The sequence below is a fragment of the Bradyrhizobium sp. U531 genome, assembly GCF_051710265.1.
In the GTDB taxonomy this organism is placed as follows: domain Bacteria; phylum Pseudomonadota; class Alphaproteobacteria; order Rhizobiales; family Xanthobacteraceae; genus Bradyrhizobium.
This window is the reverse complement of the sequence record NZ_JASVEN010000005.1, coordinates 335,798-356,169: the sequence shown is the minus strand read 5'-3', so window position 1 is coordinate 356,169 and position 20,372 is coordinate 335,798. Positions and strand designations below refer to the sequence as shown.

Below are 20,372 nucleotides of genomic sequence, written 5' to 3'. Positions count from 1 at the left end.
CGAGAAAGTGACATCGGCCATGAATAGCGATCAAATTCTCGCACTCCTCGCCATGGACGCCTACAATCAGGGCTTTGGAGCGGGGGTCGACGGCGTAGGTACAAAGATCGGCGGCGCCAGCGTGGTTCCGAACGATGAGCTGCCACTTTCGGCGGAACTGCAAAATGCCCTGAATGCCTCCGGGTTTAATGCGACCACCTATTCGGTGGCCGGCACCAACACCGACTTGGACGGTACGATCGTCATTTCCTATCGCGGCAGCGACGATCTTAATGACGCAGCCAACGATGCACAGTTCACCAGTGGCGTCGGCGTCCCGTCGCAGGCCGCGTTGGCCGCGAAATATTATCAAGCGATCAAGAGCAAATATCCCGACAAGACGATCGTCCTGACCGGCCATTCGCTCGGAGGCGCGCTGGCTGGAACGGTCGGCAGTCTCTACGGGACCCGAGCGGTTCTCTACAACAACGTCCCGTTTGAAATCACCTCGACCTTCATATACGCCGCCGCGCTCTTGCGGGCGGCCGCTGGTCCTCTTGTGGATTTGACGTATCTTGGCTGGGTCGTTCCGCAGGACATCGTCGATACGTTCTACCCCGACGGAAACATTCCGGAGATCGACCGCACGTCCCTCAAGGCGCTCGTCACGCCCGGCGATGTCGCGGGTAACATCCGAATGCTTCAGGCTATTCCCACCATCAGTGTGGGAAGCCAATCGGCCATCGACAATCTCACCGCCGTCCCTTCGGTTTCAACCTGGTTGAACGTGATCTTAGGCTTTCTCGGTGCGGGGCTCGGAAAGCAGATCAACCTTCACTGGCAAAGCTTCCTGAACATCAAGGAATTTTCGGCTGTCAATGGTTACGACTCGTTGTGGACGCCGGTCTACAATCAAACGGTCGGAGCCTTGTATTCAGACGAGATTGCAAACGCGGCGGGCATAACAGACTTTTCGACGATGCAGAAGAAGATCGCCTATTCGGTGATCGATCCGAGCATGGGGGCTGATCAAAAGCCGTTCGGCGATACCGCTATTGCTTCCATGTTTAATGATTATGCGGAGCTCGGAAGCCTGTTCAGCGATGGCGCGACGCCGGCTTCGTTCTTCAGCAAAACAGTAACGGGGTGGCTCTTCGGCACCGTTGATGTCACGCAGGAGATCGCCAATCTTGCCACGCAATATGCTGGCGCGCTCGCCCAATATGACGTCGAAGTAACCGAACTGCGGCAGGTCTTGGGAGCAGGCGCCGGTGCGGACGACGGCATAGTCGCTGTGGACGACGACGGAACGGCTCTCGCGCTTGATCTTTCCAGCATTCTCTGGGGCGACGTGTTGAAGGCGGGTGGCGTCTCAGGCGCTCCAGACCGTCTCAAGCCCATCTATGAAGACGCATTCCGCGCGGCGTTCTTCGACCAATCTGCCGAGACGAATCCATCTACGATATCCCGGCTGATCACGGGGATTACCGGGTTTGCGGCTTCCAAGGTCGATGAGGAGGCGCTCAAGAAGCTCGCCGCCTTCTGGGAGGCATCGTCCGGATCGATCTTCGATCGCTACCATATCGCCACGTCTGACGACGACCACGAAATCACGCTCACTGAACGTTCGTACAAGGACAAGATCCCCGAGATCAAGGGCGATCAGGTGCATGTCGATGTCTATATCGGCACGCAGAGCGACGACGAGGTGCACGGCACCTCCGGCAATGACCTCCTGATCCTCGGCGCCGGCAACGATGTGGTCTATTCCCGCGGCGGCCGGGACATGGTGCTTGGCGGCACCGGCAACGACGAATTCATCGACCAGATCGGCGAGGTGCACAGCCCGCAGGACGACGGCAGCGACATCTATGTCGGCGATACCCTCGACAAGTCGATGGTGCAGGGCTTCCTGGACTATCTGCGCGGCCTCGTGGGAGCCGGCGATGTCGACAAGGTCCACTACAGCGTCGAGGATCCCGTCACGCATCAACTCGCCGCGAAGGGCCTGCAGATCGTCTCCGGCGAGCTGGTCACTTACGGAACGAGCAAGGGCATCAAGCTGACCGTGCGCGACCTCAATACCGGTCAGGTCAGCAGCGATATCATGATCGATATCGACATCGTGGAACTGAGCGAGCGAGCCGACTTCGTCTCCATCAGCGATGACCTCAGCAAGCTGCCGGTCATTGTCGACCTCAGCGCTCCCAAGAGCGGGGTTTTGGGCGAGCAGGATTTCGACACCGTATCGTTCGAGGCGCGGACCAACGGCGTCATCACGATCAACGGCTCCGTTGCGGACAATTCCGGCGGCGCCGGCGGGATCGTCGATCTGACGAATTCGGTCGCGCTGAAGCTCTTGAGAGCGTTCTTCAAGCCCGAGGCAGAGCTGCATTTCCGTGGCGCGGAGAACGTCATCCTCACTAGCAAGGACGACGTCTATTTCGGCGGCAATCTGTCGAATCTTCTCGGTGTGCAGCAGGGCTTCTTCGGCACTGCCAATCACGACGGATTCGGCAAGATTTCGGGCGGCGACGGCAAAGACCTCCTGATCTACTACGGCGCCGGACACAAGGACGCCGGCGAGCTCATCGATCTCTCCAAGCCGGACGGCCCGAGGGCGGCCGAGGAGCTGTCGCTCACGGTCGATGGCGGAGCGGGTAACGACGACATTCTGCTCGTCGGCGGTGACCGCGGCATCGCCGCCGGCGGCCTCGGCAAGGACTGGATCTACAACACCTCGAACGGCGGCATCATCTGGGGCGACGCCGTCGGCGGCTACTATGAGAAGCCGGTTTTCGACGAGGATGGCAATCCGGTGCTCAATCCGGACGGCAGCCAGAAGACCACGCCGACCCAGGTCGAAGATACGGCCGAGAATGCGGACAATTTCTGGTACTCGGCCAATACCATCATCAAGGACGCGCAGCACCACGACGTTCTCAAGTTCTACGGCCTCACTCTGACCGGCGGCGATGCCGAAGGCGGCATCGCGGGTCTTGCCGCGTTCGGTGGACTTCTCGGCGCCACCATCGGCATGGCCAATTTCTACAATTCCCTCGACGAGAACGGCAAATACGATCCGGCCCGCTCGGTCTATTTCGACGATCTGTTCCCCTGGATGACCTATGTGTTCCGGCCCAACGCCAATGGCGGGCTGGACATGTATGTGACCAACCAGTTCGACCAGCTGTTCACGGCGGTGTTCAGCGGCACCGCGAGCGATTCCTACAAGGCGCAACAGGCGCTGGATGCGCAGGGCATCCTGAAGGGCTGGATGAAGGTCGAGAACTTCGACCTGGTCGGCAGCTTCATCGGGCAGCACCAGGCCGAGCTTGCCGGCGAAGGCGATCTCGGCATGGTGTTCAAGGCGGTCAATCCGCTGGCCGACCTCATGGAGCAGGTTCAGCCGCTGGTCGGCGTCATCGGCATGGCCCTGGCCGCGCAGTATGGCGGCATGGCGCTGGTCGACCAGGCCTTGACGCTGTCCGCGGCTGCGGCGCGGTTTGCGGAAGGCATGCGATGGTCCAACGCCGCCGATCCGCTGGTGATCGACCTGGACGGCGACGGCATCGAGACGACCGAGCTTGCCACCGGGCAGGTCTATTTCGACATCGACAACGATCTGTTCGCCGAACGCACCGGCTGGCTGAAGGGCGACGACGGCTTCCTGGTCCGCGACCTCAACGGCAATGGCGGGATCGACGACATCTCGGAGATGTTCGGCGGCGTCGGACGGTCCGGCTTCGCCCAGCTCGCGCAGCTCGACTCCAACGGCGACGGCAAGATCACGGCGGCGGACGTGCTGTGGTCGGAGCTGAAGGTCTGGCAGGACTATGACCGCGACGGCATCACCGATGCCGGCGAGCTGAAGACGCTCGATCAGCTCGGCATCATCAGCATCGATCTCGGCGCCACCGCGATCGACATCACCACGCCCAATGGCGCGCGGCTCACCGGCGTCGGCGACATCACCTTCCAGACCGGCCCCGTCAGGCACATGTTCGACGCCATCCTGGCCTCGAACGACACCGACACCCGATATGCCGGCGAGGCCGGCCATGCGGCCTGGCAGTCGAGCGCGACGCTCGACGTCAAGGGCTTCGGGCGGGTGACCAACCTTGCGGTCGCCGCCGCCAACGACATCGCGTTCGGCGAGCTGGTGACCTCGACGGCGGCGGCGATGACGGTTCCGAAGCTGCGCACGCTGGTGGCGCAGGCCGGCGAGCTGCTCGGCGCCTGGGGCGAGGCGCTGGAGCAGACGCGCGAGCTGACGCCGGTGCTGGTCGGCACCGACGCAGGCGGCAAGGCCGTGCTGCTCGACCGCGGCGTCTATGTCGAGGACGGCCAGGGCGGCCATTGGACGCTCGCCTCCGGCGCACCGGTGCTCGACGCGCAGGGCCAGCCGATCGCGCGCGCCACCATGCAGGACGTGCTGGCGCAGGCGGCAGCGTCAGGTGCCGCTTGGCGCCTGGAGCAGACATGGTCGCCGTCCGACCGCGACGCCGCGCTGACGGATCGCGATGCCGCGCCCTATCTGATGAGCGTCGTCAACGGGCGCGCGGTCATTCTCGACTACGGCATCAAGCAGGCCGACGGCAGCTGGAAGCTCGCCTCCGATGCCGCCACCAGCTACGCCAGCAAGGACGCGATCCTCGCGCTCGCCCATCCCACCGGGACCGAATGGCGGACCGAGCAGCTCGGCTTCAACCCCTACGCCAACCTTCCCGTCGACAAGATCGGCGTGCGCTTCACCGACGGCATCGCCGTCGACTACACCGTCAAGGTCACCGACCAGGACGGCACGTTCTATGTCTGGGCGCGCAATCTCGACCGTGCGCTGCAGCTGGAATGGAAGACCGGTGACAGCCGCGAATTCAACCTGCGCAATTACGCGATCGACTTCGATACGCTCGACGAGGTGAATTCGACCGACGATTCCACCTATCGCGTCGAGATGCTGACGCCGGCGCAGTTCCACTTCGCGACTTCGCTCGGCGGCATCGACTTCAACCCCGAAATGCTGACGGCGCAGCTCGACAATGCGACCGGGCACATCGCCTATGCCGTCGGCCCCGGCGGCAGCGCGAACCTGTCGACCGATCCGGCGCACTACGTCTCCGGCATCGCGACCATGATCGACATGCTGCAGCCGGTCATGACCGAGTACATCTCGACCTCGCGCCGCTACGCGGTGCGTATCGCGATGCAGGGCGGCCTCAAGGACTTCTTCCGGGGCGTCAGCTACGACCTCGCCACCGACAGCTACAAGCCGACGACGAACCGCGAGCTCGCCCCGATGTTCGAGGCGATTTTCGCCGGCGCGCCGGCCAGCAACACCGGCGATGCTGTGTTCGACTATCTCGCGCAGTGGAACGGCATCCTGGCGCAGGTCTATCCGGACTATCACCCCTCAGGCGAAGGCAATCTCGGCGGCTCGACGCTCGCGGTCAACCAGGCCTTCATCATGCAGATGATGCTGCCGGCCTTCGAGACCGTCGGCGTCGATCTCGACATCCGCGGCGTCGCGCATGCGCTCGGGATCAGCGACGAGCGCATCATCACCCACACGGCCGGCGACGTCATCGTCAATGGTACCGATGCGACCGACTATTTCTACATGACCGCGGGCAACCAGACCCTGCGCGGCGGCAAAGGCGCCGATTTCTATTTTGTCGGGCGCAATTCCGGCGACGACGTCATCGACGACAAGGACTTCGGCGACAGCGACGAACTGCGCCTCACCGATGTGCTCTCGACCGACGTCAAGGCGATCCGCGACGGCGAGGACCTGATCCTTGAGATCCGCGGCCGCACCAACACCATCCGCCTGACCGACCAGTTCCTCGGCGAGAACAACGAGCTCTTGAGCAACGGCAAGCGGGCCGATTCCGGCGTCAGCGCCATCGTGTTCGCCGACGGCGTCGCCTGGGACCGCTTCCGCATGTCGATGGAGGTACTCGACAGGGAGCGGGCCGCCGGCCAGTTCAACGACAGCCTGATGGGCTCGGGCTCGGCCGACATCCTCTGGGGCGGCAAGGGCAACGACTATATGAGCGGCGGTGCCGGCGGGGACATCTACGTCTTCCAGGCCGGCGACGGACAGGACGTCATCGACGACCTCGGCAATTTCTCGTTCGGGCCGGTCAAGGCCGGCATCGACGTGCTCAGCTTCAAGGGCGGCATCAAGCTTGAGAATTTGAAGCTGATCCGCGACGGCGAAAGCCCGGATCTGCTGATCGTTTTCCTCGACGACAATGGCCAGCCGACCGGCGACACGCTCGTCATCAAGGGCCAGTTCGCCGGCATCAGGACCGGCATCGGCCTGTTCTCCGAGGCGCTCGGCTCGAGCGACGGCCTGGACTACGTCGCGCCGAACCTGATCGAGCGCTTCGTCTTCGACGACGGCTCCAGCCTCGAATTCACCGATATCGTGCAGAAGGTGCTGGAGAACGCCAGGACCGCGAATGACGACGCGATCTACGGCATGATCAACGCCAACACGCTCGACGGCGGCGCCGGCAACGACTTCCTGTCCGGCAAGGAGGGCGACGACACCTATATCTTCGGCCGCGGCTATGGCCGCGACGTCGTGCTCGACAACGCCATTCCCGGCCTGTTCGATCCGCCGCAACACGACAAGCTGAAGTTCATCGACGAGATCCGCTGGACCGACCTCGACTTCCTGCGCGACGGCGCAACCGATACGCTGCGCATGCGCATCAAGGGCACGACCGATGAAGTCGTGCTGCAGGACTTCCTTGCCACCGTTCCGATCCTCGGCTTCATCAACGTCATCGAGGACATCCAGTTCGGCGACGGCACGGTCTGGACCGGCTTCAAGCTGGCCCAGCATTATATCGATATCGCCAAGACCGCCGGCAACGACACGATCTACGGCTATGACGAGCTGTCCGACTCGATCGACGGCGGCGCCGGCGACGATCGTCTGGTCGGCTTCGGCGGCAACGACGTCTATTACGTCGCGCTCGGGGAGGGCAACGACACCATCCTCGACAGCTCGGGCAACGACCAGGTCGTTCTCTCGGGCATCGCCTCGACCGACGTCGACTTCTCCCGCACTGCGCTCGACCTGGTCATCACCGTCCGCGCCACCGGCCAGCGCTTCGTGCTGGAGAACCAGTATGTGCGCGACGACGGCCAGACCAATGCGGTCGAGAGCCTGGTCTTCACCGACCGCACGGTCTCGTTCCTCGACGTCAATCCAGAAGATATCGACCTCGTCGGGACCAACGGCGACGAGACCATCACCGGCTCGAATTTCGCCGAAACCCTCGACGGGCTCGGCGGCAACGACACGCTGATCGGCGGCGACGGCGGCGACACCTACAGGTTCGACGCCGGCTACGGCCAGGACGTCATCGTCGACCGCCGCGCGCGCGCGAGCTGGTCCGACCGGCGCGGCGTGCACGTGCCGGTGGACGACGTCGTCCAGTTCGGCGGCGGCATCACCCGCGACAACGTCGTCTTCACCAAGGACGGCAATGACCTCCTGATCTCGATCACCGGCCGCTCGGACACGCTGCGCATCCGCAACCAGTTCCGCGACGCCGAGGACGGCGTCGAGCTGTTCCGCTTCTTCGACGGTTCCACCATCAAGATCTCGGACGTCGAGCAACTGCTCCAGATCGCCGGCGGCAACCGCGGCGACAATATCATCACGGGCCTGCTCGAACAGGAGAACGTGCTGGACGGGCGGCAGGGCGACGACACGCTATACGGCGGCAACCGCGCCGACACCTACGCCTTCTCGGCCGGCTACGGCTTCGACCGCATCATCGAGCGGCCGGACTCGGCCGGCATCGTCGATCGCGTGGTGTTCGGCGCCTCCGTCCGCTTCGAGGACATCGTCGTCAGCCGCAATGGCAACGATCTCATCATCGATCTCGGCAGCGGCCTCGATGTCCTGACTATCGTCAACGGCCTGTCGACCAGCCGTGTCGAGCAGTTCGAGTTCGCCGACGGGCGGATTCTGTCCGTTGAAGCCATCATCGACCGCATGCTGACCGGCACCGCCGGCGACGACCATCTGATCGGCTTCGACAACCGCAACGATACGCTGTCGGGCGGCGCGGGCCAGGACGCGCTCGAGGGCGGCTTCGGTAACGACACCTACAAGTTCGGCATCGGTGACGGCAGCGACAGCGTCGACGACGCCGGCGGCGTCGACAAGATCGTGTTCGGCGAAGGCATCACCGCCGACCTCGTCCATTTCAGCAACATCGACGGCGACCTGCTTATCTCGATCGGCAACGGCATCGACCGGCTCGCCATCCTGTCCGGCTACAGCGCAAGGCCCGTCGAGAGCTTCGTCTTCGCCGACGGCACCACGCTGTCGATCGAGGACGTGCGCGGCATCATCCGCGACGGCCTGTCGAACGCCAGCCAGGACCTCGTCGACCTCAGGGAGCTGCCGGCCGCCAGCACGCTGCGTCCCGGCGCCGGCCATGACCGGCTCATCCTGGCGCAGGATTCCCGCGTCGTCATCGGCGCCTCGGAAGGCATCGACAGCGTCGAGATGCCCTTCGGCGTGACCAGCGCGACCATCGTGCTCTCGGCCTATGCCTCGAGCGATGCCACGGTCCGGCTGGTTGCGACCGACTCGACCGATCTCGTCGTCTCGTTCTCGTCGGGAAGCCAGCTGATCGTCCGGGGCGCGCTCGGCAATGGCAGCCTGCCGAACATCGAATTCACCAACGGCGTCACCTGGAGCGGGGCGACCTTGGTGCAGGCCGCCATCGCCGGGCAGGCGAGCGCGGGGAACGACATCATCGTCGGCAGCGGCCGCGCGGACGTCATTGCCGGCGGCGCCGGAGACGACCTGCTGAGCGGCGGGGCCGGCGACGACACCTACAATTTCACGCGCGGCGACGGCCGCGACGTGATCGACGATGCCTCCGGCAACGACACGCTCGCCATCACCGGCTACCGGCCCGACGAGCTGCGCGTCTCGCAGATCGACCCGGCGCGCAACGAACTCGTGCTGTCCTTTGCCGATTCGACCGATCAGATCGTGCTGCGCTACGTCTGGGGCTGGAACGGCGTCGACGCGGTTCGTTTCAGCGACGGCACCTCGTTCACGCTCGACCAGCTCCGCGACATGGCCGCCGATGTCGGCACCTGGCAGGACGACCGCATCGTCGGCTCCGGGCGCAGCGAGACGTTCAGCGGCGGCACCGGCGATGACGTGATCATCGGCGGCGGCGGCGACGACGTTTACCGGTTTGGGCGCGGCGACGGGCAGGACCGCATCGAGAGCAACGGCTCGGCCGACGGCAAGGGAACGCTCGTCTTCGGTACCGGCATCGCGCTGGAGGACATCGTCGCGACGCGGGATGCCGCAGGCAATATCGTGCTGTCGATCAACGGCACCGACGACCGCGTTACGCTGGTCGATCCCGCCGGCGACATCGATCCGGTCATCGCCAAGGTGGTCTTTGCCGACGGCCGCAGCCTCAGCTACCGAACCCTTGCCGCCTCGATCGCATCGACCGACGGCGACGACCACATCATCATTCCCTCCGATCTCGCCAATCCCGACATCGGCTCGGTGATCTCCGGCGGTCTCGGCAACGACCATATCGAAGGTGGAAGGGGCGCCGACGTCCTCACCGGCGGCAAGGGCGACGATCTCGTGGAAGGCGGCAGCGGCGCCGATCTCTATTATTTCGGCCGCGGCGACGGGCAGGACACTATCGCCGATGTCGAGACCAGCGATGCGTCCAAGGTCGACAAGGTCCATTTCGGCGCCGGCATCCTGCCGAGCGACATCCGCTTCCTCTCGGTCGGGCCGAATGACCTCGTGATCGGCCTCGTCGGCAGCGACGACCGCCTGACGATCAAGGACATGTTCCGCGCCGGAAATAGCGCGAACAATTTCGGGATCGAGCAGTTCGAGTTCGCCGATGGCACGGTCTGGCAGCTCGCCGACATCGTCTCGCATGCGGCGGCGTCGACCGGCGCCGGCGCCGATTCCATCGATTTCGGCCCGCAGCTCGACCTCGCGATCACCCTCGACGGCGGCGCGGGCGACGATGTGCTCGCCGGCGGCGTCGGCGACACCACCTACGTGTTCGGCCGGGGCTATGGCCGCGACACGATCCGCGAGGCCGCCAACGCGACCAGCTCCAGCGACACGCTACGCCTGAACAGCGGGATCGTTCCGAGCGACGTCGTCGTCGTCAGGGACGGCAACGATCTCGTGCTGCGCTTCGCCGGCAGCGACGACCGGCTGACGATCGTCGGCCAGGCGACGGCGAGCGCGCCTCCGATCGACGTCGTGCGATTCAACGACGGCACGCAATGGAGCGCGGCGACGCTGCTCTCGCGCGCACTCACGCCCGATGCGGCCGAGCACGTGCTGCATCCGAGCAATTCGTCGTCCGATCCGTTCGCCGCGCCGGTGTTCGCGGGCGCGGGCTCCGGCGGAGGCGGTGGAGGATCGCAGGGATCCGCGACGATCGGACTTGCCCGTTACGATGCCGTTTCGCGGCCGGTCACCGGCCTTGCCGTGGTCGGATCCGCCAGCGAGGTCGGCAGCGGCACCTATCAATTGACCCCCGAAGCCGGCAGCAGGTCCGGCGCGGTCTGGGGCAGCATCGACCTTTCGCAGAACGTGGTCTGGACCACGAAGATGTTCTTCGGCGCCAACGAAGGCGGCGCCGACGGCCTGTCCTTCGCCGTCCAGAACAAGAGCGCAAGCGAGCTGACGGGATCGGGCGGCGGCGGCATGGGCGCGCTGGTCTCCGGCTCGTTCGGCATCATTTTCGACACCTGGGGGCAGGCGACCGATTTCAGCCAGTTCGTCGTCAACGGCCAGACCGGCGACGACAATTTCGATCCCCGGCACGACTTCAGCCAGCTCGAGGACGCGGCCTGGCACGATGTCGTCATCAGCTGGGACGCGGCGAGCAAGACCTTCAGCTACAGCGTCGACGGCACGCTGATCGGGCGCAAGACCTATGATGTCGTCGGCAGCCTGTTCGGAGGCGATTCCGACGTCTGGTACGGCTTCGGCGCTGCGACGGGCGGCGCGACCAACGATCAGCGGGTCCAGATCCTCTCGGTCGCGACCCTGCAAGGGGCCGGCGCCGACCCGTTGACAGTCGGCACCGTCGAGCAGATCGGCTCGGGCCTGTTCGCGCGCGAGCTTGCGGGTGCGGCCGCGCAAAACACCTATGACGTTTTCGTGCCGCTTTCGCGGTGGGGCGACCGTGTCGACGTCGTCACCAACTTCAAGAGCGGTGATGCCGGCGACAGTCTCGACATCGCCATCGCCGAAGGATTGTCCGGAACGCTGCTGGCGCGCGCGGTCGGCGCCGACACGCTGATCTATTTCGCCGAGCAGGGGACGCAGAGCTTTGCGGACGCCCGGCTGCTGTTGCGCCTGGACAACGTTTCGCCGGCGAGCCTCACCAGCGTCAATTTTGCCGGTGCCGCGTTCACCGTGGTTGCCAACCAGACCTTGACCGCCAGCGGCGCAACGCCGGTTCAGGGCGGTTGGGGCGACGACACGATTAACGGCGACAATTCGGCCAACACGCTGTCCGGCGGGGCCGGCAACGACACCTTCGCGGATGCTCGTGACGGCAACGACACCCTGACCGGCGGGACCGGCAACGACTGGCTGCGCGGCGGCGGCGGCAACGATACCTATGTGTTCAACCGCGGTGACGGTCAGGACATCATCAGCGACTGGAATTACGGGACCGACACCATCCAGTTCGGTGCCGGCATCACGGCCGCCGACGTCGTGGTCACGCAAGGCAACAGCGGCCAGGACCTCGTCATCACCTTCACTGGGACCGACGACAGGATCACGATCGAGCGCGGCCTCAGCACCGACTACAATCGGATCGAGCAGCTGCGGTTCAGTGACGGCAGCACGCTCAGCTACACGCAGATGGTCGATCGGTCGCTCGCGCCGACGGCCGGCAACGACACGTTCTCAGGTGACCAGTTTGCCAACACGATCTCGGGCGGGGTCGGCAACGACACCATCTCGGACGCCCGCGAGGGCGACGACACCCTGATCGGCGGGGCCGGCAACGATTGGCTGCGCGGCGGCACCGGCAACGACACCTATATCTTCAATCGGGGTGACGGTCAGGACGTCATCAGCGACTGGAATTACGGCAATGACACCATCCAGCTCGGCGCCGGCATCACGGCCGCCGATCTGGTGGTGACGCAGGCCAATAGCGGCCAGGACCTTGTGATCGCCATCGCGGGAACCGAGGACAAGATCACTGTCTCGCGGGGCATCGATACCGACTGGAGCCGGATCGAACTGCTGCGCTTCAGCGACGGCAGCACGCTCAGCTATTCGCAGCTGCTCGACCGCTCGCTGACGCCGACCAGCGGCGACGACACGTTCGCGGGCGACCAGTTCGCCAACACGATCTCGGGGGGCGCCGGCAACGACACCATCCTCGATGGCCGCGACGGCGACGATATCCTGATCGGCGGCACCGGCAATGACTGGATGCGTGGCGGCAACGGCAACGACACCTATGTGTTCAACCGGGGCGACGGCCAGGACATCATCAGCGACTGGAGCTACGGCAACGACACGATTCTGTTCGGGGCCGGAATCGCCGTCGCCGACCTCTCGTTCACGCGCGCCAGCAACGGCCAGGATCTGATCATTGCCATTGCGGGGACCGAGGACAAGATCACGGTCTCGCGCGGCATCGATACCGACTGGAGCCGGATCGAGCAAATCCGCTTCGCTGACGGCAGCACGCTCGACTTCACCGGCATGCTTGCGCTGGCCGATGCCAACGACCGCGGTGGCATCACTCAGATCGGGGCGGCTGTCGGCAATGCCATCGTCGGGACCGATGTTGCCGAACTCCTCAACGCGTCGGCCTATGCGGCTGGCGGCACATTGGATGGTCGCGGCGGCTACGACGAGCTGACCGGCAGCGCCTACGACGACGTTCTGATCGGCGGCACCGGCAACGATATGCTGACGGGCGGTGCCGGCGCGGACACCTACCGGTTCTCCGCGGGCTTCGGCCAGGACACGATTCAGGAATACACGTCGAACGGCAGCAACAACATCATCGTGTTCGATTCCTCGCTCTCGATCGATGATTTCGTGCTGGAAGCCGACGTCTTTACCGACGGCAACGGCAATTCCGATTTCGGTCAGGCCCGGCTGCGCTTCGCGGGCAGCGAAGACCGGATCACGATCGCCGATCTCGACACGATCCAGCAGATCCGTTTTGCCGACGGCACCGTGCTCGACAGGCAGCAGATGCTGGCCCGCGCGGTCAGCCTCTCCAGCAACGACCGCTCCTTCTCCCCGTCGGACATGCCGATTCCGAATCCCCTGATCGGATCGGCGAAGGACGACCTGATCGAAGGCCGTGGCACCGACGACAATCTGCTCGGCGGCGGCGGCAACGATCGCATCTACGGTGGCGCCGGCGCCGACATCCTGACCGGCGGGACCGGCAACGACCTCCTGTCCGGTGACGCGGGTGCCGACGTCTATCGGTTCTCGGCGGGCTTCGGTCACGACAGCATCTCCACGGGCGACGTCGGGCTCGACTGGATCGAATTCGATGCCAGCCTGACACCTGATGATATCGAGGTGCTGCGCCCCTATGATCTCTACGAGGGCGGCGGCCTCACCGACGATCTGCTGGTGCACGTCAAGGGCACCGGCGACATCATCGAAGTCCGCTACACGCTTTCGCCGGATCCTTACCAGAGCATTGCCGGCATCCGCTTCGCGGATGGCACGACGTGGACGCTGGACGACATCATCAATGCCGCGGTGGGGACGCCGGGCATCAAGTTGCAGGGCGCGATCTCGGACGACACGCTGGTCGGCACAACGTACAACGATTCCCTCAACGGAGGCGGCGGCAACGATACGCTGACCGGCGGTGCGGGTGACGACTTCCTGTGGGGCGCGGAAGGCGACGACATCTTCGATGGCGGCGCGGGCAGCGATATCCTGATCGGCGACAACGGTTCGGACACCTATCGCTTCTCCAGCGGCTTCGGTAACGACGTCATCAACGATTTCCGCGACGCCGGCGCGACCAACGCGATCGTTTTCGACGCGACCGTCGCCGTCGCCGACATTGCCGTCTACTTCTCGCAGTACGGCGACCTGATCCTGAGATCAACCAACTCGGACGATTCCATCACGATCGGCAGTGCCTATGCCGATGAAACCGCGGGGATTGACGAGGTCCGTTTCAACGACGGGACGATCTGGACCCGCGATCAGCTCGTGGCCGCCGCCGTGGCGCTGCCGGGCAGCGTGATCCAGGGCGACGCGACCGATCAGACCCTGACCGGTACCGCCTTGGACGACAGCATCGACGGCGATGCCGGGAACGAGACCATCATCGGCGGCGCCGGCAACGATCTCCTGTACGGTGGCGACGGCGCCGACATCCTGATCGGCGGCGCCGGCCACGACGAGATGGACGGCGGATACGGTAACGACATCTATCGCTTCTCGGCCGGATTCGGCTCGGATACGGTCTATGTCACGCCGTACTATGCTGACGACACCGACGTCATCGAGTTCGACGCGACGATTGCCGCGGCGGATGTCCATCTTACCTTCGAGGGAGACGGTTACCCGCCGAGCATGCTGCTGACGATCGACGGCAGCACCGACCGGATCATGCTGAACGGTCTGCATGCGACCTCCGAGATCCATTTCGCGGACGGCACGATCTGGACATATGACGACATGGCCTCGCTCGCTGCGCCGTGGATGGGCGTCAGCCTGGAGGGCGACCAGGGCACCGACGTTCTCGGAACCAGCGGCTGGGACAAGCTCGAGGCCAAATACGGCGTCGCGTCCACCCTCAAAGGCTTTGCCGGCGACGACGTCCTCAACGGCTCCACCGGCGACGACATCCTCGAAGGTGGTGCCGGCGACGACGAGATGCAGGGCAATCAGGGGGTCGACACCTACCGCTTCTCGGCGGGCTTCGGCCAGGATCAGATCTACGAGTGGGGATCCGGCGTCAACCACATCGTCTTCGACTCCTCGATCTCGTCCAGCAACATCATCATCGAGCACGAGGCCGGCTATAACGGCGACATTACCTATGCCGACGTGATCCTGCGCGTGGCGGGGACCGAGAACCGTATCACATGGGGCGGCGGCTTCGGCTCCGCCGACTTCGACATCGCGTTTGCCGACGGCACGGTCTGGAACTCCAACGACATCAGGGCGCGCTGGAGCCTGATCGAGCATCCCTATCAGGGCGGCATTCCGCTGGTCGGAGGCGCCACCAACGACACCATGTACGGCTCGGTCGACGCCGACGTCATGGAGGGTGGCGGCGGCAATGACAGCATCAACAGCTACGGCGGTAGCGATATCCTGGTCGGAGGGACCGGATCCGATCAGCTGTTTGGCGGCCTCGGCAGCGACACCTACCGCTTCTCTGCCGGCTTCGGCGAAGACTGGATCTACGATTCCGTCAATGGCGCGGACGTCAACGTCATCGAGTTCGACGCGACCATCGACCCCGCGCAGGTCAGCGTCCTCACGGACGCCTCCAATCTCTCGGGCAATTACTATCTGTCGATCGCCGGCAGCGAGGACCGCGTCTGGGTCTCGCGCAATGCCCACGACGCCGTGATCTCGCAAGTTCGTTTTGCCAACGGCACGGTGTGGTCCGCGGCCGACATCGAGGCGCGGCTGACCTATTCGAACCGGCCGACGCTTCTGAGTTCTTCCGGCGGCGCACAGCTGGTCGGCACTGCCGGCAGCGACAACCTGACCGGGACGGCTGCGGCCGATGACATCAACGGCGGCGGAACGGTGCAATGGCAGCCGGTCGGCCCCAACCTGGTCGTCAACGGCAGCTTCGAGCAGCTCGCCGCGGATGCCAGCCCGCAAAGCTGGGGCTACTCGGCAACGACCTTGCCGGGCTGGAGCCGGATCAACAGCACGCAGCCGGCGACGACGCTCGGCATCGAGCAGATGAATTCCGGCTACAACGGTGTCACCGCGACCAACGGCAATTATTGGCTCGATCTCGACGGGGCGGGCTCCGGCGGCACCAACGTTCAGATCGCACAGGACGTGACCGGTCTCACCGAGGGTGAGACGCTCCTGGTGCAGTTCGACCATGCCAACCGTACCTGGGACTGGAACGGCTCGTTCGATGTGCTGTGGAACGGCACGGTGGTCGCGAGCTTCAACAATACCGGCACGGCGATGGTGCGCTCCAGCGTGCTGGTGACGGCAGCCGCCGGCACCAACCAGCTCAGCTTCCGCGGCAGCGGCAATCAGGATGGCGTCGGCGCCTCCCTCGACAATGTGAGTCTCACGCGGACGCAAGCCGTCGCGAGCACCGCGATCGGCAACGACGTGCTGTCCGGCCTTGACGGCGACGATCTCATTCGCGGCGGTGCCGGCGACGATGTGATCTCCGGCGGCAACGGCAACGACACGCTGAACGGCAATGGCGGCAACGACACCATCAATGGCGATGCCGGCAACGACATCCTGATCGGCGGCAAGGGCAACGACAATCTGATCGACGGCCTCGGCAACGACGTCTATCGTTTCGCGGCCGGCGACGGTCAGGACATCATCACCGACGCAAACGGAACCGACCGCATCGAGTTCGGTGCCGGCATCGATCCCGCCAACGTCAGGGTTGCGCTGGTCGGCAATTCCTCGACGCTCGTCGTCACGTTCGTCAACAGCGACGACCGCATCACCATCAACAACGGCTCGACCACCGACGGCAGGGCGATCGAGAAGTTCACCTTCGCCGACGGTACCGTCTGGAATTTCGCCGACATCGTCGCGCGATGGAAGACGCCGACCGCGGGCGCCGACATCATCCTCGGCACAACAAGTGGCGAAACCCTCGCGGGCGGCGCGGGCAATGACAGCCTGATCGCCTTCGGCGCAGCCACGCTGCTCGGCGAAGCCGGCGACGATACCCTGACCGGAGCGAACGGCGCCGACATCCTGGTCGGCGGCACCGGCAACGACGCGCTGTATGGCGGGCAGGGCGACGACGTCTACCGCTGGGGCCGCGGCGAGGGCAGCGACACGCTCACCGACACCGGCGGGACCGACCGCGTCGAGATCGGCGCCGGCGTTGCGCCGGGGGATATCAAGGTCACTTCGCCCGACGGGCGCAGCTTCGTGCTGCGGATCCGCGACACCGGCGAAGAGCTCAAGCTCACCGATGTGATCGTGAATGCGGGTAACGTCATCGAGAGCATTGCCTTCGCCGACGGCACTGTCTGGTCGATGAACGACCTGCGGGATCAGTCGTTTATCGGCGAGGACACTGCCGACGCCATGGTCGGGACCAGCGATGCCAACCGCCTCGACGGGCGCGGCGGCAACGACACGCTCTCCGGCCTCGACGGCAACGATTTGCTGCTCGGCGGCGCCGGCGACGACACGCTCAACGGCGGAACGGGAGACGACCGTCTGGTCGGCGGTCTCGGCAACGATGCGCTGTCGGGCGGCACCGGAGCCGACACCTACGTGTTCGCGGCCGGTGACGGCACCGACACGATCACCGACGGCGGCGACGCCACCAGCGATACGCTCCGCATCGAAGGCTATGGCCTGTCGCAGATCCGCTTCGGCGCGGTCGGCCAGGACCTCGTCATCCGCTTCGCCGGAAGCGCCGACCGCATCATCGTGCGCAACGGCCTCGGCAGCGGCGTCAGCGATCTCGTCGACGCCTTCGAGATCGCGGCCGACGGGGTCACGCTGTCGCTTGCCGACGTGCGCGGCCGTCTGGTCGAGGACGTCGCGATCACGGGCGAGTTCCTGGTCGGCAGTAGCGCCGACGACACGCTCACGGGTGGAACGGGCGACGATTACCTCAGGGGCGGCGAGGGAGCCGACATCCTGTCGGGCGGTGCCGGCAACGATCAGTTCGGCGACATTTCCGCCGATGGTTCCGTCGACACGCTGACCGGCGGCGCCGGTCGCGACACCTATTACTACCTGCCGGTCCGGCAAGGTGCGACGGCCATCGTCGCCGACGTCATCACCGACTTCCAGGCGGGCGCCGGCGGCGACGTCATCCGCCTGATGACCAGCAATCCTAATCCGTTCGAGGGCGGCAGCATCTTCCTGGCGCAATCGGGCAGCGATGCGGTCGTCATGATGCGGGCCTCGTCCGGGCCCGACCAGGAGCTGGTGCGCCTGCTCGGCGTCAACGCCACGACGCTGACCTCGGCCAATTTCGACGGCGTTCCGATCGCGATCGACAATTCGATCAGCATCAACGATGACGATGTCGGCCACGTCCTCAACGGCAGCGCGCTCGACGATCGCATTTTCGGCAATGGCGGCAACGACGTCATCAGCGGCTTCGGCGGCAACGACCGGCTCGCCGGCGGCGCCGACAACGATGTGATCGACGGCGGGCTCGGCAACGATCTGATCGCGGGCCAGGAAGGCAACGACCAGATCACCGGCGGCGGCGGCAACGACATCATGTCGGGCGGCTCCGGCGACGACGTGATCACCGGTTACGGCGACGGCAGCTTCGCGACCGACACCGATGTGTTCGAGGGCGGCCAGGGCGACGACCAGCTGTTCGGCGGCACCGGCACGGACGTCAATCGCTTCGCGCGCGGCGACGGCCGCGACACCATCTCCGATCTCGGCGGCAGCGATCGCCTGGAATTCGCCACCGGAATCGCGGCCACCGACATCAGCGTCGTGCAGGTCGGTCGCGACGTCGAGCTGCGCATCAACAACGAGGGCGGCCGGGTCCGCGTCACCGGCGCGCTCGACGGCGCCAGCGCCATCGAGACCATCGCCTTCGCGGACGGCACCAACTGGACCTGGAACGACGTGCTGACGCGATCCCTGCAGGGATCGAGCGGCGACGATGCGCTCGCGGTTCCCGCAAGCTTCCAGGGCAACTCCATCACCCTCGACGGCAAGGCGGGCAACGACACCCTTCAAGGCAGCGCGGGAGCCGATACGCTGATCGGCGGCACCGGCAACGATGTGCTGCAGGGCGCGGGTGGCGACGACACCTATGTGTTCGCCCGAGGCGACGGTCAGGACGTTATTCTCGACAGTTCCGGCACCAACACGCTGAGCTTTGCCGCCGGGATTCTGGCCAGCGACATCCGCGTCGTGCGCGGCGCGGCCAATCTGGTGCTCGAAATCATCGGCACCGGTGACCGCGTCGATCTTGGCTCACCGGCGACGCCGGGTATGGGCGTCTCGCGCGTCACTTTTACGGACGGCACGGTCTGGACCGCGTCGACCCTGGTCGCGCTGGCCCGCACCGCGACCGATGGCGACGACGTCATTCGCGGCGACGATCTCGACAATACGCTCGCCGGCGGCGCCGGCGACGATCTGCTGATCGGCAATGGCGGGGCTGACGATCTCGACGGCGGCACCGGGAACGATCGCCTCGAAGGCGGCGCCGGCGACGACACCTATCGCTTCGCGGCCCATGGCGGCCATGACCGCATTGCCGATACGGCCGGCAACGACACGCTGCTGCTGGCGGCGGATATCGCGCCCGACGACGTCACGGTCTCGCAGAGCGAGGACGGGGCTGATTTCACGCTGATCGTCAAGTCGACCGGCGCGCGGATCACCATCGAAGGCGCGCTTGGTGCGGGCGGCGTTGAGACGATTCGCTTTGCCGACGGCACGGTGTGGGGCACCTCCGACCTGATCGCACGCGCGCCGAGCTTTGCCGACGACGTCCTGACCGGCGATGCCGGCAACAACGTCATGATCGGCGGTCTCGGCAACGATCATCTGTCCGGCGGCGCCGGCAACGACACCTACCGCTTCGCCCGCGGCGACGGCAGCGACGTCATCAACGACAAGGCCTCGTCCACGGCCGATCGGCTCGAGATCAGCGGCTACTCCGCCGCGGAGATCAGCTTCCACCGCATCGCCGCCGACAGCGACGACGTCGCGATCCGCTTTGCCGGGACGACCGACCAGATCGTCATCGTCGATGCGCTCGCTGCCAACTCCGCCGGGGTCGAGACCATCGCGCTCGCGGACGGCACGCAATACACCGTCGCCGACATGAAGCTGGCGATCCTCGCCAGCCTCACCACCGACGGCAACGACATCGTCATCGGCACCGACGGCGCCGATACGCTGATGGGAGGCAAGGGCAACGACCTCGTCGACGGCGGCTATGGCAACGACACCTATCTCTATCGCCGCGGCGATGGCGACGATCGCATCAACGCGGTCGGCAAGGGCACCGACGTCCTGAGCCTGATCGATTACAACGTCGCCGACGTCGTCTCCGCCGTCCGCGCCGGTCCCGACAGCAACGATCTCGTGCTCTCATTCGCAGGAACGGGCGACCGCGTGGTGCTGACCGACGCCCTCAGTCCGTCCAACA

At 65.3% G+C, this 20,372-nt stretch carries 1 protein-coding gene (cut by a window edge); it reads left to right on the top strand.

Annotated elements, in window-relative coordinates:
- Positions 1–19: 19 nt before the first annotated feature.
- Positions 20–20,372: the 5' portion of a tandem-95 repeat protein gene (locus tag QRQ56_RS24075; protein ID WP_438743462.1), read on the top strand. Its footprint extends 13,517 nt past the window's final position; the window shows 20,353 of its 33,870 coding nt (coding positions 1–20,353); it begins with the start codon at positions 20–22; the stop codon falls past the right edge of the window.